Raw genomic sequence first — 22502 nt, 5'->3', positions numbered from 1 at the left:
CTTGAATCCTAAAACTCAAGTGCCTCCCACATATGTGCTCTATGAAGGGTGAATTACGCGTTCGCGAGCGGGCGTACGCTGACCCTGTGCTTGATACCCTTGTGGAACTCAACGGTACCGTCGACCAGCGCGAACAGCGTGTCGTCCTTGCCACGGCCAACGTTCGCACCCGGGTGGATGTGCGTGCCATGCTGACGGACGAGAATCGTGCCCGTGGTTACCGTCTGGCCGGCGAAGCGCTTCGTGCCAAGGCGCTGACCGCGGGAGTCACGGCCATTACGGGAGGAACCGAGTCCTTTTTTGTGTGCCATTGTGTATACCTACTCTTTCGTTACGAGTGTAATCTACTCGGCGACGGGAGCCTCGGCAACAGCCTCAGCCTCTGCCTTGACAGCCTTCTTGGCGCGGGAGGTAGCCTGAACCTTCACGATCTTCAGCTTGGTGAGCTGCTGACGGTGACCCTTCAGACGACGATAGCGCTTACGCTTGTGGAACTTGAAGACCAGCTGCTTCTCGCCCTTGAACTGCTCAACGATCTGAGCGGTAACCTTGGCCTTGGCCAGCTTGTCGGGATCGGTGACGATCTTCTTACCATCGTTGAGGAAGATGACCGGCAGGGTGACCTTGTCGCCCTCATTGCCCTCGATCTTCTCGACGGTGATGACATCGTCGGTGGCGACCTTGTACTGCTTGCCGCCCGTGTTAACGATTGCGTACATGTTTACTTGCCCTTCATGCATCAGTTAGTGCAACAGCCGAATATAGTAGCAGGCGATAATACCCCCGTCAACGAGTATGTGGAGCAAATCCACAAGTTCGCACAGGTATGGGGCTGACGAGTCGGCCCTCGTCGTCTTCGCATGCTTGATTCTGACGCTCGACATCGTAGGAGCAGATGGTCACGAGGTCTTGCATACCGGTGGAAACAATAGGTGCATCGACGCCCGGGGTCAAGCCCTGCAACAAAACATCAGCAGCAGAAAGCAAAATTTCCGGACGCATGGAGCCCTCGTTGTCGGCATGGGTGTCGAGTATGAGCACCAGATGGTCCGGGCACTCCCCCGCCTTAAGCTCGTAGCCCACGAGCGTATGGTCCAAGTCAAGGCGCTTGCTCTTTTTGCCGCGCGCATAGTCGATGCCGTGGGCCGCACGCAACGTGTCAATCGCGGCGCGCACCTCATCGGCGCTCACGGGTGACTCAGGGTCCAGGTGCAGGTCGATGCGGTACGACAGGCGCGTGAGCTGGGCCGTGAGCGCCGGCGTGCGCACGTCGATGTATGCAGCCTCGATGGGCGCCAAATCGGCCGGAGATGCCGCGGCCAGGCGCCCAAAGGCCTCGTCGAGCGCGACGAACTCGGTCATAAACAGGTCATACCACTCGCAGGTCGACGACGTGCCCACGGGCAACGCCGACGAAAAGCCCACACGCATATGCGGCGAGAAACCCTGCGTCACGGCATAAGGCAGGCCCGCGCGACGCACGATACGCTCAATGGTATGGATTAGTTCCAAATGGCCCAGGTACTTAAGGCGGTCGCGCTTGCCGTAGCGAACGCGAAGCCTAAAGAGCGTGGGGTTGTCGGTCAAGCGCTCACTCATGCGCGATCACCCACCAATACGTTCTTGGCGTGGAGCGTGGGGCAGATTCCGCAGCCGGTGCACGACGTGCGGGTGCAGTCGGGCGTCGTGACACCCTCCAGCGAGCGACGGTATTCGCGCTCGAGGAAGCCGCGCGAGCAACCGGGGCTCACGTGCTCCCAGGGCAGGTGCCAGTCTAGCTCGTAGGGCAGGTGCACGAGCTCGTTGAGGTCGATGCCGTTTTTGGCCGCGGCCTCCTTCCAGTTATCGAGCGAAAAATGCTCCACCCAGGCGTCAAAACGCGAACCGGCACGCCAGGCATCGATGATGACCGGCGTCATGTCGCGGCCTGCACGAGACAGCGCCGCCTCGATAAGCGAGGTCTCGGCATCGTGGTAGTGCACGCGGACCGCACGGTTGCGAACGCTCGTAATGAGGAGCCTCTGGCGGCGTTTGACGTCGTCGTAATCGAGCTGCGGGCACCACTGGAAAGGCGTGGCGGCCTTGGGAATAAACACCGACACCGAGATGGACACCGAGATGGAACCGCGGCGCGCCTTGGGCACCACGGAGCGGCCGAGTTCCAGCACGTGATCGGCCAGGTTGGCGATGGCCACGATATCCTCATCGCGCTCGCCGGGAAGACCCATCATAAAGTAGAGCTTCATGCGGTTCCAGCCGGCCTCGAAGGCCGCCTTGGCCGCGCGGTCCACGTCCTCCTCGGTCACGTTCTTGTTGATGATGTCGCGCATGCGCTGGCTACCGGCCTCGGGGGCAAACGTCAGGCCGCCCTTCTTTTCGCCGGCGACCGACTCGGCCATATCCACGCCAAACGAATCCAGGCGCTGCGAGGGAATGGACACGCGAATGCCCGTATCTTCCAGGCGGCGGTTAAGGCGACCGAGCACGTCGCGGATGCAGGAGTGATCGGTGGTCGAAAGCGAGGTAAGCGACACCTCGTCATAGCCGGTCTTTTCCAGGCCCTGGATCACCGAGGACACGATCTGGTCGGCCGAACGCTCGCGCACTGGGCGATACGTCATGCCGGCCTGGCAAAAACGGCAACCGCGAGCGCAGCCGCGCAGGATCTCGATAGACAGGCGATCGTGAACGAGCTGCGCATAGGGCACGCACGACTGCGACAATGGATTGGTAGCTCCAAAGTCCTCGACGACGCGCTTGTAGACCACCGGCGGCACGTCCTTACCCTCGCGCGGCACGGTGTAGCCATGCGGTGAGCAGGGTTCGTCATAGCGCACCTCGTACAGCGACGGCACATAGGTACCGGAGACGGTCGCGAGCCGCTCGACAATCTGGGCGCGCGGTACGCCCTCGTCACGCAGGCGGCGATGCAACTGGCAGATCTCGAGCAGCGACTCCTCACCCTCGCCAATCAGGATGGCATCGAAGAAGGCCGCATACGGCTCGGGGTTATAAACCGAAGGTCCGCCGGCGACGATGATGGGATCGTCCTCGGTGCGGTCGGCCGCCAGCAGCGGAATGCCGGCTAGATCGAGCGCCTCGAGAAAGTTTGTCACGGCCATCTCGTGCGGCACGTGCATACCGACGATATCAAACGAGGCCACGGGCGCTGCGCCTTCGAGCGACAGCAGCGGGATACCGACCTCGCGCATGGCATCGCCCATATCGGGCCACGGCACATAACCGCGCTCACAGGAGATACCCTCGGCCTGGTTAAGGATGTTGTACAGGATGGCGATACCCTGGTTGGGCAGGCCGACCTCGTACACGTCCGGGTAAATCATGCAGCAACGATAGTCGGCATCGGCCTTGGAGAGCGTACCCCACTCGTGGTCGATATAGCGACTCGGCTTTTCGACCTTCGCGAGCAGCGGCTCGATCAAATGAAAACAGTCTTGGTATGGAACGCGCAAAAGAAACCCCTAAGCAGCGAGATCGGATGCATCCTCAAAAGGATTCATGGGACGGGTAGCGCCGGCAACCGTAGTCACCAGGTCGCGGACGCGCGAGAACGTGGCGGCAACCACCTCGTTGGCACGGCTGTAGTCGATATCGCGCTCGTAGAGAGACACGAGCGCACGACCCATGCCATAGGTGCCGACGGCGGCGGAGAGTGCCTTGACGGCAAAGCCGATATGCGGCGTCTGCTTTACCAGGGCGCGAGTGACAGCGCGCATTACCAAGCCGCCGGCAAGCACGCCCGCGACCTCGTAGCCACGCTCGGGCTTAATGCCGCGTCCAAAGATGGCCGCAAGCTCAAAGAGCATGCCAACCTGCGCCAGCGCCATAACGGGATAATCGGCCCCCGGCAAAAACACCAGCGCGCCCGTCGCCATATTGGTAAGCGCGCACGAGGTGATGATGCGGTTGGCGGCGGCAATGCGCATAAAGGCAAAGTTCGCCGCAAAGGCCGTCTCCTTTTCCGTACGGTCCAGGATCCAGCGGGCGAGCGTCTCGAGCAGATACGTCTTATCGGTGGCCGCTACCACGCCGAGCATGGGCGTGGACTTCTGGATAAAAGGCACCTCGACAGCGGACTCGGCAAGCACGCACACGGGCGCGCCGGCAATGACGAGCTCCTGCACGGCGCTATCCAGGCGGTCGGAACCGCACGAAAGCACCAGCACCACGTCGGTATCGGTCTTGGGGACGATTCGCTCCTCACCCAGGCGCTCAACGCGGACAATGCCCGAGGTCGTCTGCGGCACAAAGGCATCGCGCACCGTCTCGACCAAAAAACGCGAGGCGGTCGAATCCAGGTAGACCGAAACGCGCACCGGCGTATCGGAATCCCTCTTGGTGGTCGCGCCCATTTTAAAAGCGCGGGTCAGCTTTTCCACGGGAATCTTCATGGCAAACCCCTCCAGCGGTTACGCGGCGCCCGAACGATGCCGCCATATGGATTGTACGATACCCACCGTCAACAACTGGATCATCATCGACGACGAACCAAAGCTAATGAACGGCAGCGGAATACCGGTAATCGGCATCATGCCAATGCACATGCCGATGTTCTCAAACGTCTGAAATGCCCACATGCCGACAATACCCACGCATGACAAGCGTAGAAACAGAGACTCGCACTTAAAGGCGACGCGGATCGTCGAGAAGATGAGCAGCACGTACAGGCACAGCAACAAAAAGGAACCGCAGAAGCCGAACGTCTCTGACAAAAAGGCGAAGACGAAGTCGGTATGGAACTCGGGCAGAAAGCCGCCGGCCGACTGCGTCGCATGCCCCAGGCCCTTACCAAAGAAACCGCCCGAGCCGACCGCGATCAACGACTGCTGCAGGTTGTATGCATCGTCCGAATCGGCGTTGTCGGGATCGATGAAGACCGTCAGACGATTCATCTGGTACTGCTTAATGAGCACATCGTGGCCGAGCAGCGAATCGAAGACCGAATCGAGCGCCAGGACGAGCGCCACCAAACCCACGAGCAGAGCCAAAGTCGACAGCACCCATTCGCGGCGCGCACCGCTCATGCAGATGACAATGGCGCCCGACACCAGCACGACCAGTCCCGAGCCCAAATCGCCCATGGCGACGACGGCCAAAAACGGAACGGACAGCATGCCGCAGAGCTTAATGTAGTCGCGAGCGGTATCGATGCGCCCGTTGTACTGCGAGCCAAGCGTGGCCATAAAGAAGATGGTGATGAGCTTGGCAAGCTCAACGGGCTGGAATGTTAAACCGATACCGGGAATCTTGATCCAACCCGTCATTCCCAAGCCGCCCGTGTAGGACAGGCCCGGAATCTTAGGCGAGAAGATCACTATGAGGTCGATGACGAGCAGGGCCGTCGAAAAATTGGAAATGCCGCGCAGGTCGGTGCACCAGACGAGCACCGCCAGCACCGCGCCAATACCGATACCCAGCAGGTGACGCGAGAACGAGGCGTCGGCTTTAAACTGCGAGGCGGACCAGATAATAATGGCGCCATAGGTGACGAGCGCCACAGTCGCCAACAGCACGCCGACGTGCACCTTTTGGCGAAACGTTCCGCGCGATGCGGAAATCTGCTTGTTGACGCGGTCCAGGCTGCTGCGAGAGCCGGTTTTGGTTGAGCGGAACAGGTCCGCCGGCGAAAAGTCCATCGCAACCTCCTATCGAACCGAGGAATCGCCCGTGGCCGTCGACGTGTCGGGCTCGTCATAAATCGCACCGAGGACATCGCGCACAACGTGCAGCGCGGTATCGGAGCCGCCACCGCCCTGTTCCAAGACAGTGGCGATCACGTACTTGGGGTCATCGGCCGGCGCGTAGGCGCAAAACCACGCGTAATCGTCCTCGCCGCTCTTCTCGCCCGTGCCGGACTTGCCGTAGACCGTAGGGGTCAGGGAGTTAAAGTGCGCGGCGGTCGAAGTCGACGCCGAGTAAATCACATCGTGCATGCCGTTGCGGACCAGCGCAAGATCGGCATCGTTGTTAATTTGGGCCTCAAGGCGCTTCTTTTTGCCCTTGCCGTTGTACTTATAGGCATCGCCGTCGCCATCACGCGAGACAGCAGATAAGAACACATGCGGCACATACTGTTTGCCGCCGTTGGCAATACCCATGTAGGCGCAGGCCATCTGCAGCGGTGTCACCAGAATGTCGCCCTGGCCGATGGCGATGTTGGTCATATCGCCGGCATTCCACTTGCGGTCCTCGGCCGAGGCGTCGGTAAAGTACGACTCTTTCCACTCGGCATCGGGAATGCGGCCCGCACCCTCACTCGGCAGGTCGATGCCGCAGGTCTTGCCCAGGCCCCAACGGCGAAAGACCTCTTGCAGGCCTTCGGGATGCTGGTCGTTGTAGAAAAAGGCCTTGCCCATATCGTAGAACACGGGGTCGCAGGAGTTGGCGATACCGGACTGCAGCGTCATCGTGCCGTGGCCGGAGTGCAGCCAGCAGTACTTTCCCCAAGATTTGCCCAAGCCGGTCCAATATCCCGTGCAGTTGGTCGTTTGACTCGAAGTGTACGTTCCAAATTCGAGGCCAGCCAACGCCGAGAGGGGTTTGATGGTCGAGGCGGACATGTACTGGCCGCTAATGGCGCGGTTGAGCAGCGGATGCGAGCCCTCGTCATCGTTAAGCTCGGTCCACACGTCATTGGAAACACCGCCGATAAAGACAGAAGGATCAAACTTGGGTTCGCTTGCCATGCCCAAGATCTCGCCGTTGTTGGGGTCAAGGCACACCACGGCACCGTTGCCGGCATTGCTATGGCCCGTAGTCTTGGCAAGCTCAATGGCATTCGCCAGAGCCGTCTCGCAGGCCTGTTGAATCTTAAGATCGAGCGTAAGCTTAATGTCAGAACCGGCCTTGGCGGGAACGGCGCCGGCTTGACCGGTAACGTTACCCGAGGCGTCAACTTTCACGGTCTGCTCACCGCGAATGCCCTGCAGCAGATTTTCGTAGTAAATCTCTACGCCCGCCTGACCCACAATATCGCCCGATTGATACGAAATCTGGCCAGCCGCGCTTTCGTTGCCGTCCGACGACTTCTTGTTCTGCGCCTCGAGCTGCTCGGAGGTAATGGTGCCGGTATAGCCCAAAATATGGCAGGCGGTCTCGCCATACGGGTACTGGCGCTCGGTGCGCTCGGCGATCTTCACGCCGGGAAACTCACCGGCGTGCTCCTGAATGTAGGCGACGGTAGAGCGGCGCACGTCAGTCGCGATCGTATGCAGGCTCTGCGCGCCCTCGGAATTGTCCTGGATGTTGCGCAGCACCGCGACATACGGCATGCCGAGCACGTTGGCAAGATGACGCACCAGCACCTTGTCGTCGGCAAGATCGCAATAGGCGACGACGGCGAGCGAGGGGCGGTTTTGCACCAGTGCGACGCCGTTGCGGTCCAAGATGCGGCCACGCACGGCCGGCGTGGTAACGGTACGGGTCTGATTGCTCTTGGCCTGCTTGTCGTAGTAGTCCGACGAGACCATCTGCATGCCCCACAGCTTAACGGCAAGCGCGGCAAACATGGCACCCACGCCCGTGGTGAGGATGGAAAAACGGCCCTTGAAGGCCGTGGCGGCCGTATTGCCCTCGCCCTCGGTGGCGCGCGGGGCCGTTCCGTGCTGTGTGTCGTAGGTAAAGCGGGAGTCGCCGCGGCGCATGATGACCAGCGCGACCACAATGGCCACGACCAGCGCGATACCGGCGACAACAACCGTCAACTGGGAAGACATCTTGAGGCCTCCCCTATTTGAGCTTACGGGTCTTGGGCTTAAAGCGCATGCCCGTCTGACGCCCACCGCGCGCGGAGAACCCATAGCCAGACTGCGGAGCGGCGCCGGACATCAAAAACGGAATGGCAATCAAGCCCGTCAGGATCGAGGACGGCAGAGCGTGCCCAAAGATGGCCACCACAAAGCTCGTCTCCAGACCCATAAACAGCAAGATGATGCTGTAGACCACGTTGATGGCAAGCGCAAAGGCGCCCACGGTAATTCCGCGCGCGCTCGGCGAGCCGCCCGTCTGACCAGCCGCGCTGTGCACCAAAGCAAAACTGCCCACGGTCAGCAGCAGCGACATAACGCCCACCGGCACGGCGGCGGAAAGGTCGTAAAACAGACCGCTGCAAAAGCCGCACACGACGGCACGCGTAGGGTCGCCCGAAAACACGCTCAGACACACCAAGATGATCATAAAGTTGACGCGACCGCCCGCGATGGAGATTTGCGGTGCCAGTCCCGCCTGCAGCAGCACGCAGACGATAGCGGCGATTGCAAAGGCGCGGGAGCCAGTCCCCTGCTCGTGTAGATCCATGGACATGCCTCCCTATTCGCTCGATCCAGAATCGGACGCTTCGGCCGTGTCGGAATCATCATCCGATTTCTCGTCCTTAGACTGAGTCGCAGCATCGCGCGACGTGCCCTGCGGGGCACTATTGGCCGAGCTCACATCATCGTCCGAAGCCGACTGCTCGTCGGTGAGCGAGGTGATGACGAGCACTTCCTCGTTATTTTCGGCCGTGGTCTGCGCACGCACCACAATGGTGTAGTACACGTCGTTAGCCGACTTCTCGACCGAAGACACGGTGCCGAGCGGCAGTCCCTTGGGGAACACGCCACCGATGCCCGAGGTCACGATGATATCGCCAACCTTAACATCGGAGTCGACGCTCACGTACTCAAGACGCAGCGTGCCATCGGGCTGGCCCTGTAGCATGCCTTGTGCGCGCGTGTCCTGCACCATGGCGGACACACCAGAGTTCTCGTCGCCAATCAGGCGCACGGTCGATGTCTTGGCCGAAACCTCGATAATCTGGCCGATGACGCCGGCCGAGCTCGTCACGGGCATGTTGATGGTAAGCCCGTCGGCAGAACCCTTATCGATGGTGACGGTCGACGTCCAGGCGTCACCCGAGGCTCCGACAATACGAGCCGCAGTGGACTTGAGGTTATAGGTCGACTGCAGGCCCACAAGACCCTCAAGGCGCTCAGCGGTCTTTTGGGCCTCGGAAAGCTCCGCGACCTTGGAAGTGAGGACCTCGTTTTGCTTTTTAAGGTCGTCGAGCGACTCCTGCGAAGCGGTGAGGTTGGAGAAAACGTTGCCGATGGCATTGAATGGCGCCGCCACCGCCGAGCCAACAAAACGCACCGGAGAGGTGATTGTCGTGACGCCCGAACGCACGGCATGTATCGGCCCGGCCTCGCCCTCTCGAATGTAAAACGTGAGCAGCAACACAGAAATCAGGCTGAAAACAATCAACGGGCGCATACCCGTTGATTGTCGTTTGGTATTCAGATTTGAAGAGAAACCCGAAGATCGTGCCAAATGGAATCCACCTTTTGGAAATTAAGCATTGGTCTGGACGAAACCGCCGTCAAACGCGTTGGCCTCGAGCACGCGGGCGCAACCGTTTACGACGTTGTCGAGCGCCGTGGGGCTCACGTTGACCGAAACGCCTGTCTCGTCGCGCAAGCGGACGTCGAGGCCGCGCAGCAGCGCTCCGCCGCCGGTCAGCAGAATGCCGTAGTACATAAGGTCCGAGGCAAGATCGGGCGGCGTGGCGTCGAGTGCGTCCTTGACGGCCTTGGCCATCTCGTCGAGCGGCTTATTGAGCGCACGACGAATCTCCTCGCTCTCGATGCGCACGGTCTTGGGCAGGCCCGTGATCACGTCGCGGCCATTGACCTCGACGTCGAGCTCGTCCTTGAGCGGCACGGCAGAGCCGACCTTAATCTTAATGTCCTCGGCCGTGCGCTCGCCGATGGCCAAATTGTAGGCATCGCGAACATGTGTGAGGATAGCCTGATCGAACTCGTCGCCGGCAATGCGGATGGACTGCGACACGACGATACCGCCCATGGCGATAACGGCAACCTCGGTGGTGCCGCCACCGATATCGATGACCATGGAGCCGGTCGGCTCCTCGACAGGCAAGTCAGCACCGATAGCGGCAGCCATGGGCTCCTCGATCAGATAGGCCTGGCGAGCGCCAGCCTGAATCGTAGCCTCGAACACGGCGCGCTTCTCGACCGACGTGACACCGGAGGGAACGCATACGACGACGCGCGGACGAGGGGTCCACGGATAGCGCTTCTCGGAAGCCTTATCGATAAAGTAGCGAAGCATGGCCTCGGTGACATCGAAGTCGGCGATGACGCCATCCTTAAGAGGACGCACGGCCACAATGTTGCCGGGCGTACGGCCAAGCATACGCTTAGCCTCGATACCGACTGCAAGGATGCGCTCATCGTTTTTGTCGATAGCGACGACGGAAGGCTCGCGAATGACGATGCCCTTGCCGCGCACGGAGACAAGCGTATTGGCGGTGCCGAGGTCGATGGCTAGATCGCCCGCATAGCTACCGAAGAACATGTCCATCAAAGAAAACAACGCAACTCCTGATGTGTTGGATGATTGCTGGAAACTACTAGCCCATCATACTAGCGCAAGCCCGGCACCTCACTTGCGGTGAAGCACCGGGCAGCGCCAAATCTCATAAGGTCACTACTGGTTGTCAGCGGCCGAGAAATCGATGTCGAGCGAAGATACCGCCCAGCCGATATGGTTATCGGAGCGCACGAATTTGACGGTATATTCCTGCTCGCCGCCCTTGGACAGCGAAGCCTTCACCTTCGCGGTGGTCTCGGTCATGGACTGATCCATACCTTCAACGGAGACGGTGGCGCCCTGCGGGATCGAGGAGATAATCATCGCCTTGGCGTCCTCGGACAGGCTGGAGGCCAGGCAGGACTCGGCCTTGGCGGTATCACCGTCGCCGGCAGCCTGGAACAGATCGGTGATGACGGACTCCTGCGAGGGGATACCCATGCCGCGCGTGTAGGCAAAGCCCAAACCGCCCGCGGCAAGAACAATCAGCAGAAGCAAAACCAGGAAGACCTTGAGGCCCGTATGGCGATGGCGACGACGGACCTTGGCCTGCTTGCGGTCCTGACGATCCTGCTGGACCATCTCGGACTCGGACAGCGTAAAGAAGCCCGTGTCGGACGGATCGGGCATAAACTGGCCAGTGGCACCCGTGGGATCGAGCGAATCGACAGCAGTCGTATCCATGGCGGGCGCCGGGGCCGTGGCCATGGCGGTCTGGGCCGAAAGCGCGGCAAGTGAATCGTGCACGCGGGCAAGCTCATCGGCCTGCTCGGGTGTGAGCTGATAGATGCCGTCGGCGGTGGCGGCATTAAAGGCATCGAGCGCCTCGGAAGGACGACCCGCGGCAGAAAGCGCCTCGCCCATACCCGCGTTAAGCGCACGCGTGTCATCGCGCGGACCGGCAAAGTCGATGGCCGTGCGATAGGTCTCCACGGCGTCCGCCGGTCGGCCAAGTTTGATGAAGCAGCGGCCGAGTTCGCCAAGGGCGGCCGCGGGGGCTGGATTGGCGCCATCGATGGCGGCCTGGCGGAAGGCAGTGCCTGCATTGGCGAAATCGCCCGACTGGAACAGCGCGTTGCCAAGACCCAGATAGGCCTTAAACGGCGTGGCATAGGAAGCATCCTGCGTTGCGGCGGAGAACGCCTGGGCTGCGGTCACATAGTCACCCACGGCAGCGAGCGCCTTGCCGCGGTTGGTGAGCAGCGCGCCGCGCTTTCCATAGGTGCCGTCGTTGAGGGCAGCCGCGTACGCCTCGGCAGCCTCGGCATACATACCCAGGTGCATCAGAGCGTTGCCACGCAGATGGTCGGCCTCGCCCATGATCTCGCTGGGGGTCTTTGCCGCACCGAGCATCTGAGCGGCTGCAGAAAAGTCGCCCGCACGATAAGCGGCTCGACCCTGTTGAATCAGCTGGCTATTCAAGGAAGTCCCCTTTTACTCGTGAACGATCTCGACATGGACGATCTCGTCGCCGGCACGCAGCTGCGAAATCACGTCGAGGCCCTCGACCGTGGTGCCAAAGACGGTGTAACCGGAATCCAGATTGTGCTGGGCACCCAGACAGAAGTAGAACTGGGAGCCCGCAGAGTCGGGGTCCATGGAACGTGCCATGGCAAGCGCACCGTCCACATGGCTGTTGCGCGGGTTGGTGGCAAACTCTCCCTTGATGCAGTAGCCGGGGCCACCGGTGCCGGGCATACCGTCGGGGCCCTCAAGGCCGGCGGCGACGTCAGCGCCGGACATATCGCGGGTATTGGGGTCGCCGCCCTGGATCACAAAGCCGGGCACATAGCGGTGAAACTTAAGGCCGTCATAAAAGCCCATGGTGGAAAGCTCGCAGAAGTTCGCCACATGGATGGGAGCGCCCTCGCCGTCAAATTTGACCTTGATCGTGCCCTTCGACGTCTCGATGATCGCGCACTCGTCACCAGCGAGCTGGTACTCGGGCGTATAAAGCTCTTTCTTAAAACCAAACATGTGGTTCCTTCCTCGTGCGTTTAAAGCATATTTGTACGAATTGTAGCAATAAGCACGGGCTTCCATCAATTGCGCACGCAGGTTATGCCGTCGGAGGGCAACAAATTACGAACGCGGCTGCGGCTTCCAGGCGCTCACATTGGCATCGTACTGGTTAAGGGCGCTGTTGCCGCCCTGTGCGATGGGAGCCAAGATTTCACTCTGGCGTGCACTCAGCGACTCGCCATCGGGAATGGACAGCGAGATATCCCAGCTCTGGCAGATCATGTCGACGCGCTCGTACATCCACTCGGCAAGCTGCTTGAGGTGCTCGATATCCTCCGCGTAGACGGTATCATCTTGCACCTTAAGGTTGTTGAGCTCGTCTTGGGTCTTTTTGATCTGGTCGCGCAGGGCATAAGCGCTCTGCGACAGCTCCTGACGCGTGGAGAGCGGCGTGCGCAGGTACCCGCTGTTAAACGAGTCGACAACCTCGCCGATCTGATCATCGTCGCCATACGACACGATGGTCTGATACAGACCGTCGAGCTTGGTATAGAGCTGGTCGTCGGAAAGGACGGTCTCCTCCTGGACCACCTCGGCGGTATCGTCGGACTTGGTCTCTTCCTCGGTAGCCTCGCCCTTCTGGCGCGAGGGGAACGTCGTCTTGGCGGCCTGGCCAAACTGGTCGTAAAAGCCCGGCATAACGCCCATGGGGTCCGACGTCACAAACCAATAGGCACTGCCGCACACGGCAGCGAGCAACGCGATGACGATGAGCGGCTTGGGAATACGGCGCTTGTGCTTGTGGTAGGCATCCTCGTCCGGATGCACCTTGCGCTTGGGTTTTTGATTTTTGGACTGAGCGTCGTCACGAAGGGACACCGGCAGCGGGATATCGACCTTGGGAATGCCAAAATCCCTGTCGAAAGCCGGCAGCACGCAGGTCTCATTGGGATCGGCGGCATCGGAAAGTACCGCGGCGGCAGAGGCCGGCGCATGGGGCACCTCGGTATCGATCTGCTCCTGCGTCAGGCGGGGAAAACCAGCCGTGCGCCCAGCAGCCAGGTCGGATGCGGCCGCATCCTCGGATAGAATGCCCGGGGCAGGGCGCCCGCACTTGGAACAGGTACGGTCATGAGGCGACAGACGGGCACCGCAGCCTTCGCAGAACACAAACTCGGTGTGCTCGGGGCCATCGCCCGGGCCAACATAGGTATTGCAATAGGGGCAGAACGAGGAGCCGTCCTCTATGGTCTTGAGACAATGCGGGCAAATCACGGCATCCTCTTTTCGGAATCATTCGAACAATCGAGGTTAGAGCATAACATCGCTACGCCCCTAAAGGCACAGGGCACCAATTCAACATCGCAGGGTAGCTAATTTGGGACGGGGCTTTTTTAGCTGCCCTGGCCGCCAATCGGCCAAATAGATCGCGCCATCAGCCGGGTAGCTAAAAAAGCCCCGTCCCAAATTAGCTACCCTGTGAGGTGCGGTTACTTCTTCTTTTTGCTCGGCATCGAGACCTTAATGCCCTGGGCGGACTTGGTCACACGCGAGCGCTTGACGCCCGCGCCCTTCTTTTTCTTGGGCTGGGTCTTTTCCACGCCCTCGAGCGCGCGGGCTTCGGCCTCACGTGTCGTACGCTCCTCGCGGCGCTGCGCCATGTCGGCGGCGACGCGCTTGGCAAAACGCTCGGCCGTCGAGCCCGTCGAGCTCACCTTGCCGCCACCGCGGCCCAAGCGAACGCGCACGCCGCGGCCAAAGCCAGTGGCGGCATGGCGGCGACGCGGCTTAAGCGAATCCATCATCGTGGCGAGTTTAAAGAACACGCCGCAAGTAAAGACCACAATCACCAGAAGGATAATTGCCTCGCCCATCGACAAGTTGGCGATAGACAGCAGCTCGGGGAATCCGATAACGCCCACCAAGATGCCGACGACGACAAATACAAAGAGCATCACGCGCAAGGGTGTGAGCGGCTGCGAGATACGCCAGATCAGGCTCACGCTTGCCGCGCACGACGTGAGAAGGCACATCGTCGACAGCGTGAGCTGGCTAAAGCCAAACACGCGCGCCACAAAGATGTCGAGCGCCGCGGCCAAAATGACTGCAACCGACGCCGGCAGCGCACGCTTGAGCACGTTGGTCAAGAACGACCCCTTCACGCGGGCATTGTTGGGCTCAAGGCCCAGCACAAAGCCCGGCGCGCCGATGCAGAAGAAGTTAATGAGCGTCATCTGGATAGGCTCAAAGGGATACGGCGGCAGCGCGATGCACAGCGCCGCCAGGCCCATCGAGAACAGCGTCTTGGTCAGGAACAGCGAGGCCGAACGCTGCAGGTTGTTGATGGAGCGACGGCCCTCGGCCACCACGGCGGGCATCGAGGCAAAGTCGTTATCGACCAGCACGATCTCGGCCACGTTGCGTGCGGCGTCGGAACCGGCGGCCATGGCCACGGAGCAGTCCGCCTCCTTGAGTGCCAGCACATCGTTGACGCCGTCACCCGTCATGGCAACGGTATGGCCACGACGCTTGAGCGCCTGCACGAGCTCGCGCTTCTGCTGCGGGGTCACGCGGCCAAAGACGTGATAGCGGTCCACCGCCGCATCAATCTTGGTCGGCGTATCGAGCGTCGTGGCGTCCACATAAGCGTCCGCCCCCGGCACGCCCACCACGCGTGCGATCGACGACACCGTGCGCGGGTCGTCGCCACTGATCACGTTAAGGGTCACACCCTGCTCGTTAAAGTAGCCGATGGTCTCGGCGGCCGAAGTGCGAATCTCATCGCGAATGGTCACAAAGCCCACGGGCTCGGCCTCGCCCACCATATCGCCATCGGGCGTAAAGCCGTCCACACGGGCCACCACGAGCACGCGGCAGGTGTCGGCAAGCTCGGCCACACGATTTTCGACCTGCGCAAAGATACGCTCCGAAAGCACAAATTGCGCCGCGCCCATCACATAAGAGCCCTGCGCAAACGAGGCGCCGCTCCACTTTTTGGAGGACGAAAACGGAATGACCGACAGCGGCTCGGACACCTCGACCGGGCGGTCGGCGTAGTAGTTGAGCAGCGCCTGGCAGGTCTCATTGGCATCAGCCGAGGTCGCGCGCGCGACATTGGCAAGCGCAAAATCGAGCACGGTAGTATCGACGGGGACAGGTGCCTCGTCCGGGGCCAAGCCCACACCCTCAACGGGCAACGGATAGGTGCCCTCGACCTCCATGCGACCCGACGTGATAGTGCCCGTCTTGTCCAGGCACAGCACGTCGACGCGCGCGAGCGTCTCGATGCAATAGAGCTGTTGCGCGAGTACCTTGCGGCGCGCCAGGCGCACCGTCGCGATGGCAAGCACCGATGAGGTCAGCAGCACCAGGCCCTGCGGAATCATGCCCAAAAGAGCGCCCACCGTGGACAGCAGCGCCGACGAAGGCACGCGACCGGCCAGCAGCTCGGAAAAGCACCACGAAAGCGCGCTATCGCCCGGCGTACCGGCGGCATCCCATAGCCCGCTCACACTCGCGGCAAACAAGGCCAGACCGAGCGGAATCATGATGACGCTCGCAAAGCGCACGATGGCGTTGAGCGCGTTCATGATCTCGGAATTGACCTTTTTGACGTACTTGGCCTCGTTGTTGATCTTGGCCACATAGTTATCCGCACCAACATGGACCACGCGGGCACGCAACAGGCCCGAGTCGATAAAGCTGCCGCTCATGAGCTCGGAGCCAGGCTGCTTTTTGATGAGGTCGCTCTCGCCCGTCAGCAGACTTTCGTTAACGAGCGCCTCGCCCGATACCACCACGGCGTCGGCAGGTATCTGGTCCCCGCGCCCCAGGCGAATGATGTCGTCGAGCACGATCTGGTCCAAGTCGAGCTCCACCTCGGCGCCGTCGCGCACCGCGATGGCCTTCTTAGAGGTCAGCAGTGTGAGCTTATCGACCATCTTCTTGGAGCGCATGGACTGGATAACGCCAATGGCGGTATTGAGGAACACCACGAACAGGAACGTCAGGTTCTTAAACGATCCGGTCATAATGACCAAAATCGCTAAAATCACGTTGATCAGATTGAACAGCGTGCAGAGATTTTCGATGATAAGCTCACGAACCGATTTGGTCTTGAGCTCCATGTTGCGGTTGATCTTGCCGGCGGCAATGCGCTCCTCGACCTCGGCGGTCGAAAGTCCGCGCTCGATATCCGTCGTTGCCATACCACGTCCTATCACGTCGCGTCGGTATAAGAAAAACCGCCCGGACCATGCGAGGTTCGGACGGTCTTACGTTCGATGGTGCCCCATGTTGGATTCGAACCAACGGCCTTCTGCTCCGGAGGCAGACGCTCTAATCCCCTGAGCTAATAGGGCCAACGGTTGGCATTATACCCAAGTGCACCACGAGCTGACAACATAATAGAAAAAGCTCTGCAATTACGTGGGAGACGAAGCGCAGCAGCTCACTTTAGGACGCAAAAGTGAAATAATTAGTATAAACTCTCATGCACCATATGATACGGCTCGCACTGCGGGCCGTTTTTGCAAGGGTTATCCATCGAGGTGAGAGGCACGCCATGATTGCAATTTTAAAGCAGAGCGCAAGCGATGAGGCCATCGGCCACATCGTCAGCTGGATTGAGAAGAAGGGTCTCAAAACCGACGTGTCGCGCGGCGAGAACGAGACCATCATCGGCCTGGTGGGCGATACAACCAAGATCGACCCGTTCCTGCTCGAGTCCATGGACGTCGTCGAGCGTGTGCAGCGCGTCTCCGAGCCGTTCAAGCGTGCCAACCGCAAGTTTCACCCCGAAGACTCCGTCATCGACTGCGGCCACGGCATCAAGATCGGCGGCGACCAGTTCCAGGTCATCGCCGGACCCTGCTCCGTCGAGGGCGAAAACCTCATTCGCATCGCACGCCGCGTAAAGGCCGCCGGCGCCACCATGCTGCGTGGCGGTGCCTACAAGCCCCGCACCTCCCCTTACGCCTACCAGGGCATGGGCCCCGCCGGCCTGGACCTGCTATGCGAGGCATCGGCCGAGCTCGACATGCCGATCGTCACCGAGATCATGGACCCGCGCGACGTGCAGGTCTTCTTGGATAAGAAGATTGACGTCATGCAGATCGGCGCCCGCAACGCGCAGAACTTCCCCCTGCTCAAGGAGGTCGGCAAGACCAAGACCCCGGTCCTGCTCAAGCGCGGCATGTCCGGCACCGTCGACGAGCTGCTCATGGCTGCCGAGTACATCATGAGCGAGGGCAACGACAACGTCATCCTGTGCGAGCGCGGTATCCGCACCTTCGAGACCCGCACCCGTAACACCTTCGACCTCAACGCCGTGCCGGTGCTGCACCACCTGTCGCACCTGCCCGTCGTGGCCGACCCCAGCCATGCGACCGGCTACACCCGCTACGTTGAACCCATGGCGCTCGCCGCGACCGCCTGCGGCGCCAACGGTCTGGAGATCGAGGTCCACGACGAGCCCAGCCGCGCGTGGTCCGACGGCGCTCAGGCCCTCACCCCCGACCAGTTCGACGACACCATGCGCCGCATCCGCGCCATCCGCGAGGTCGTCTGCCAAGAGACCATGGAGTAGCCCATGGGTACGGTGAGAAACGCGCGCGTTAACCAGGGCGGCCCCAAATGCGCCGGCATTGTGGGCCTGGGCCTGATCGGCGGCAGCTTTGCCCGCGGCTATGCGCAGGCGGGCGTCCGCGTGCTGGCCTGGGACCCCGACGATGACGTCATGACGGCCGCCAGCATGGGCACCGTCGCCGGCAAGCTCAACGACGAGACGCTCGGCGAGTGCGACATCATCGTGCTGGCCTGTTACCCCGAGGCCTGCATCGAGTGGCTCGAGGCGCACGCCCAAGCGCTCGCCGACGCCACCGATACCGAGGCCATCATGGGGCCCGTGGTAATTGACACCGTGGGCGTGAAGGGCATCGTGTGCGAGCGTGCCTTTGAGCTTGCCCGCGAGTACGGGTTTTACTTTGTGGGCGCGCACCCCATGGCGGGCACCCAGTACTCGGGCTACGCTCACTCCCGTGCCGACCTGTTCCAGGGCGCGCCACTCGTGCTCGTGCCGCCCGCGGTGGACGATGCGCTCAAGCTGGAGCTTTTAGGCCAGGTGCGCGAAATGGTGCGCCCCTTAGGGTTTGGCAAGTTCAGCGTGACCACCGCCGCCGAGCACGACCGCGTGATCGCCTTTACGAGCCAGCTCGCGCACGTCGTCTCAAACGCCTACGTCAAAAGCCCGACTGCCCAGGTTCACCACGGCTTTTCGGCCGGTAGCTACCGCGACCTTACCCGCGTGGCGCACCTCAACCCCCAGATGTGGTCCGAGCTCATGATTGACGACGCCGACGCGCTCGCCTTCGAGATCGACCACCTGATCGAGTCGCTCGGCGCCTACAGCCGTGCGCTCAAGGACCGCGACCAGCGTTATCTTGAGAATCTCCTTGCCGAGGGCGACCGCATTAAGCGCGCGCTCGACGACGAGGCCACCCACTAGACCACCTATCACGCCAGGTCGAAAGGACCAAAGCTTATGGCGATTACCATCGATATCGACACCGCACGCCCCTACCAGGTGCACGTCGGCACGTTTTTGCTGGAGCAGGCGGGCCCGCTCGTCCGCGCCACCGCCGGCGGATCGCGCGCCGTCATTGTGACAGACACCAACGTGGGTCCGCTCTACCAAATGCCTGTTAAGCAGAGCCTGGAGGCTGCGGGCTATACGGTGAGTGTCTGCACCTTCGAGGCCGGCGAGGCACACAAGCGCGCCGAGACCTACATTGCCATCTTGGAGTTTGTGGCCGAGCACGAGCTCTCGCGCTCCGACGTGATCGTGGCACTCGGCGGCGGCGTCGTAGGCGACGTGGCTGGTTTTGTGGCCGCCACCTACATGCGCGGCTGTAAATTTGTGCAGATCCCCACGAGCCTGCTCGCCATGGTGGATTCGTCGGTGGGCGGCAAGACGGCCATCGACCTAGCTGCCGGCAAAAACCTGGCCGGCGCCTTTTGGCAGCCGAGTGTTGTTATTGCCGACGTGGGGTGTCTCGCCACCCTCACGCCCGAGCAGTTCGCCGACGGCTGCGGAGAGGTCGTCAAACACGCCGTGATCGCCGACCCCGAGCTTTTCACCGAGTTGGAGAAGACCCCGCTCACGCTGGAGCTCCTCAACCGCGACGTGGCCCGCGTGGCGCTCATCATCGCCCGCAATATCGACATCAAGCGCGCCGTGGTTGTCGCAGATGAGCGCGAGACCAACCAGCGCAAGCTCCTCAACTTTGGACACAGCGCCGGACACGCTGTCGAGGCCTGCGAGCACTTTGAGCTGGGACATGGCAACTGCGTGTCGATCGGCATGGGCATCATCACGCGCGCCGCAGCGCTTCATGGCATTTGCGATGCCGCGCTGCCCGCACGTATTGAGGAGCTCTGCGCCCGCCACGGCCTTAAGACCCACTGCGAGCTTTCCGCCGACGCCGTCTTTGCCGAGGCGCTGCACGACAAAAAACGAGCCGGTGACACCATCGACCTGGTAATTCCGCACGACATTGGCCGCTGCAGCATCGACCGCACGCCGCTTTCCACCTTCCATGATTTAATTGCCGAGGGCCTCGGCCAGAAGGGAGACGTCTCCGCATGCTAGCCCGCATCACTCCGTCCCCACTCAAGGGCACCGTCCCCGCTATCGCATCCAAGTCGATGGCGCACCGCCTGATCATCTGCGCCGCCCTTGCCAACGGAGAGACGCATGTGACCTGCAACACCACCTGCGCCGATATCGAGGCCACGGTGCGCTGCCTCACGGCGCTCGGCGCCCGCATCGAGACCGTCGAGGATGGATTCCAAGTCCATCCCACTATGAAAAGTATTGAGTTCGGCCTGCTCAAGGCACTTGCCGGCGGCACGCTCGACTGCGGCGAGAGCGGCTCCACGCTCCGCTTTATGCTGCCCGTCGCCTGCGCGCTGGGGGCAGAGGCCACGTTTGTGGGCCAGGGCCGTCTGGGCGCCCGCCCGCTCTCCCCGCTCTCGGACGAGATCATCGCCGCCGGCTGCGACCTGCAGGGCCTGGGCGGCTTTCCGCTCAAGACAAGTGGCCGCATGCGCCCGGGTACTTTTATCCTGCCGGGCAATGTGAGCTCACAGTACATCTCCGGTCTACTGTTGGCGGCCCCGCTGCTGGCCCAGCCCTCCTGCGTGCAGGTGACCGGCCTTATCGAGAGCCGCCCCTATATCAACCTGACCATCCAGGCCATGAAGGCGTTTGGCATCGAGGTCAACGTCGAGCGTATCCCCGCCAAAAACGGCAAGCCCGAGGTCACAAACTTCCGCGTAAGCAGCGGCTCGTACCGCACGCCCGGCAACGTAGCCGTCGAGGGCGATTGGTCCAATGCGGCCTTTTGGCTGTGTGCCGGCGCCATCGGCTCCGACCCCATCACTGTGGAAGGCGTGTCACTGAGCTCCGCGCAGGGCGACCGCAACGTGCTTGCCGCGCTTTCGCGCTTTGGTGCCCGCATCGTGCGCTCCACCAACGCCGCCACCGTGCAGTCCGACAAGCTCGCCGGCTTTGAGATGAGTGCCCACGACATCCCCGACCTGGTGCCCGTTATCTCGGCCGTAGCATCGCTGGCACAAGGCCGCACGTTCATCCGCGATTGTGCCCGCCTACGCATCAAGGAATCCGACCGCTTGGCCACCACCACCCGCGAGCTCACCGCACTGGGCGCGCAGGTGCGCATTGCCGGCGACGACCTCATCATCAAGGGTGTTGACGCCTTTACCGGCGGCGAGGTCGATTCGCACAACGACCACCGCATCGCCATGATGGCAGCTATCGCCGCGAGCCGCGCCACCGGCGAAGTTGTGATCCACGGCGCCGAGGCCGTCAAAAAGTCCTATCCCGATTTCTTTGACCATTACCGCCTGCTGGGCGGCAAGGTCACGCTCGAGGAGGAATAGCATGTCCTCGACCTTTGGCAACGTTTTGCACTTAAGCATCTTCGGCCAGTCGCACTCCCCCGCCATCGGCTGCTCGCTCGACGGCATTCCGGCTGGTATCGCCGTTGACCAGGAGCAGCTACAGGCGTTTTTGGACCGTCGCGCCCCCGGTCGCGACGAGACCGCGACCAAGCGCCGCGAGGCCGACGCCGCGCACATCATTGCCGGCGTGGTCGATGGGCACACCACCGGCGCGCCCATAGCCGCGATTATCGAGAACACCAACACGCGCTCAAGGGACTACTCCGAGTTGCGCCGCAAGCCCCGCCCGGGCCATGCGGACTACCCCGCGCGCGTGAAGTACCACAACATGCACGATGTCGCCGGCGGCGGACATTTCTCCGGCCGCCTGACGGCACCCTTGTGCATCGCCGGCGGCATTGCACTGCAGGCACTCGAGGCCCGCGGTATTCGGGTGATGGCTCACGTGGCTCAGATTGGTGGCATCTCGGACCTGCCCATGGACGACATGGTCTATCGCGAGGCCGACCGCAAGGCGATCCTTTCGAACGACCTACCGTGCATCGACGCGGCAGCTGCCGGCCGTATGCGCGAGGAGATTCTCGCCGCACGCGACGAGCTTGATAGCATCGGTGGCATCGTGGAGTGCGGCATCTACGGGCTCCCCGCGGGCATCGGCGACCCCATGTTCGACGGCATCGAGAACCGCATCGCGCAAATCGCCTTTGGCATTCCCGCCGTAAAGGGTGTGGAGTTTGGTATGGGCTTTGCCGTGGCCGCCATGCGCGGCAGCGAGAACAACGATCCGTATCGCGTTGATGCCGAGACCGGCGAGATTGCGGTCGAGTCCAACAACGCCGGCGGCATCCTGGGCGGCATCTCCACCGGCGCACCCGTCATGTGGCGGATGGCCGTAAAGCCGACGCCCTCCATCGGTCGCGAGCAGCAGACCGTGGACATGGATGCCATGGAAAATGCGGAGCTCTCGGTCCACGGCCGCCACGACCCCTGCATCGTCCCGCGCGCCGTCCCCGTAGCCGAGGCAGCCGCGGCGCTCGCCATCTGGGACGCCCTCCTAGAAGACGCCGCCCAGCTTTAGCCCACCCACCCCGAGGGTAGTTAATTTGGGACGGGGCTTTTTTAGCTACCCTTTGACTGGCGGCGAATCGATGGGTGCCGGGGCAAATACT

At 61.7% G+C, this 22502-nt stretch carries 19 protein-coding genes and 1 tRNA gene; 5 read left to right on the top strand and 15 right to left on the bottom strand.

From position 1 onward, the window contains the following. Positions 1-53: 53 nt before the first annotated feature. The 15 genes from rpmA to ACTNA2_RS01185 form a co-directional block, all read right to left on the bottom strand. Positions 54-311 (bottom strand): 50S ribosomal protein L27, encoded by a 258-nt coding sequence (gene rpmA, locus ACTNA2_RS01255; RefSeq protein ID WP_154516202.1) that lies wholly within the window; start codon positions 309-311, stop codon positions 54-56. Between the two features lie 33 nt (positions 312-344). Next, complete coding sequence (gene rplU / locus ACTNA2_RS01250) at positions 345-719, bottom strand: 50S ribosomal protein L21 (protein ID WP_035138585.1); 375 nt, start codon at positions 717-719, stop codon at positions 345-347. A 67-nt stretch (positions 720-786) separates the two neighbouring features. After that, positions 787-1599, bottom strand: a complete 813-nt coding sequence (locus tag ACTNA2_RS01245) for a TIGR03936 family radical SAM-associated protein (RefSeq protein WP_441048365.1) — start codon at positions 1597-1599, stop codon at positions 787-789. Next, positions 1596-3473, bottom strand: a complete 1878-nt coding sequence (locus ACTNA2_RS01240) for a TIGR03960 family B12-binding radical SAM protein (protein ID WP_441048364.1) — start codon at positions 3471-3473, stop codon at positions 1596-1598. The genes ACTNA2_RS01245 and ACTNA2_RS01240 overlap by 4 nt, the downstream gene beginning before the upstream one ends. A 9-nt stretch (positions 3474-3482) precedes the next feature. Further along, positions 3483-4412: a YcjF family protein gene (locus ACTNA2_RS01235; protein WP_441048363.1), complete on the bottom strand. Its 930-nt coding sequence runs from the start codon at positions 4410-4412 to the stop codon at positions 3483-3485. Positions 4413-4430: 18 nt separating this feature from the next. Then, on the bottom strand, positions 4431-5657 hold the full coding sequence (locus ACTNA2_RS01230; protein WP_441048362.1) for an FtsW/RodA/SpoVE family cell cycle protein: 1227 nt from the start codon (positions 5655-5657) through the stop codon (positions 4431-4433). 9 nt (positions 5658-5666) lie between these two features. Continuing rightward, entirely contained in the window at positions 5667-7736 is a 2070-nt protein-coding gene (gene mrdA / locus ACTNA2_RS01225; RefSeq protein ID WP_441048361.1) for a penicillin-binding protein 2, read from the bottom strand. A 13-nt stretch (positions 7737-7749) separates the two neighbouring features. Beyond that, positions 7750-8316, bottom strand: coding sequence for a hypothetical protein (locus ACTNA2_RS01220; RefSeq protein ID WP_154516184.1), 567 nt, complete (start codon positions 8314-8316; stop codon positions 7750-7752). A gap of 12 nt (positions 8317-8328) precedes the next feature. Continuing rightward, positions 8329-9270, bottom strand: a complete 942-nt coding sequence (gene mreC, locus ACTNA2_RS01215) for a rod shape-determining protein MreC (RefSeq protein WP_427794828.1) — start codon at positions 9268-9270, stop codon at positions 8329-8331. A 78-nt stretch (positions 9271-9348) separates the two neighbouring features. Next, on the bottom strand, positions 9349-10380 hold the full coding sequence (locus ACTNA2_RS01210) for a rod shape-determining protein (protein WP_006236061.1): 1032 nt from the start codon (positions 10378-10380) through the stop codon (positions 9349-9351). 126 nt (positions 10381-10506) lie between these two features. Then, positions 10507-11811: a tetratricopeptide repeat protein gene (locus ACTNA2_RS01205; RefSeq protein WP_441048360.1), complete on the bottom strand. Its 1305-nt coding sequence runs from the start codon at positions 11809-11811 to the stop codon at positions 10507-10509. 12 nt (positions 11812-11823) lie between these two features. Next, positions 11824-12366, bottom strand: coding sequence for a peptidylprolyl isomerase (locus ACTNA2_RS01200; protein WP_154516178.1), 543 nt, complete (start codon positions 12364-12366; stop codon positions 11824-11826). A 105-nt stretch (positions 12367-12471) separates the two neighbouring features. After that, positions 12472-13626, bottom strand: a complete 1155-nt coding sequence (locus tag ACTNA2_RS01195) for a zinc ribbon domain-containing protein (protein ID WP_441048359.1) — start codon at positions 13624-13626, stop codon at positions 12472-12474. 215 nt (positions 13627-13841) lie between these two features. After that, positions 13842-16559, bottom strand: a complete 2718-nt coding sequence (locus ACTNA2_RS01190; RefSeq protein ID WP_441048358.1) for an HAD-IC family P-type ATPase — start codon at positions 16557-16559, stop codon at positions 13842-13844. Between the two features lie 76 nt (positions 16560-16635). Next, positions 16636-16712 (bottom strand) — tRNA-Arg (locus tag ACTNA2_RS01185). Between the two features lie 203 nt (positions 16713-16915). Between ACTNA2_RS01185 and aroF the strand changes: the two genes are divergently transcribed. From aroF to aroC, 5 genes are read left to right on the top strand one after another with little or no spacing between them, the layout of a single operon-like run. Beyond that, positions 16916-17938: a 3-deoxy-7-phosphoheptulonate synthase gene (gene aroF, locus ACTNA2_RS01180; protein ID WP_154516169.1), complete on the top strand. Its 1023-nt coding sequence runs from the start codon at positions 16916-16918 to the stop codon at positions 17936-17938. Positions 17939-17941: 3 nt separating this feature from the next. Further along, the gene (locus tag ACTNA2_RS01175; RefSeq protein WP_441048357.1) at positions 17942-18856 is read left to right on the top strand and encodes a prephenate dehydrogenase; all 915 of its coding nucleotides are present in this window, start codon (positions 17942-17944) and stop codon (positions 18854-18856) included. A gap of 36 nt (positions 18857-18892) precedes the next feature. Continuing rightward, a complete protein-coding gene (gene aroB, locus ACTNA2_RS01170) occupies positions 18893-19999 on the top strand; it encodes a 3-dehydroquinate synthase (protein WP_441048355.1) in 1107 nt (368 codons plus the stop codon). Beyond that, entirely contained in the window at positions 19993-21312 is a 1320-nt protein-coding gene (aroA, locus tag ACTNA2_RS01165; RefSeq protein ID WP_441048353.1) for a 3-phosphoshikimate 1-carboxyvinyltransferase, read from the top strand. The genes aroB and aroA overlap by 7 nt, the downstream gene beginning before the upstream one ends. Before the next feature lies 1 nt (position 21313). Next, positions 21314-22411, top strand: coding sequence for a chorismate synthase (gene aroC, locus ACTNA2_RS01160; RefSeq protein WP_441048351.1), 1098 nt, complete (start codon positions 21314-21316; stop codon positions 22409-22411). Positions 22412-22502 lie beyond the last annotated feature (91 nt).

It is taken from the genome of Collinsella sp. HCP28S3_E9 (genome assembly GCF_052065455.1).
In the GTDB taxonomy this organism is placed as follows: domain Bacteria; phylum Actinomycetota; class Coriobacteriia; order Coriobacteriales; family Coriobacteriaceae; genus Collinsella.
The sequence above is the reverse complement of the archived record's forward strand: the minus strand, read 5'-3'. Positions and strand labels throughout refer to the sequence as shown.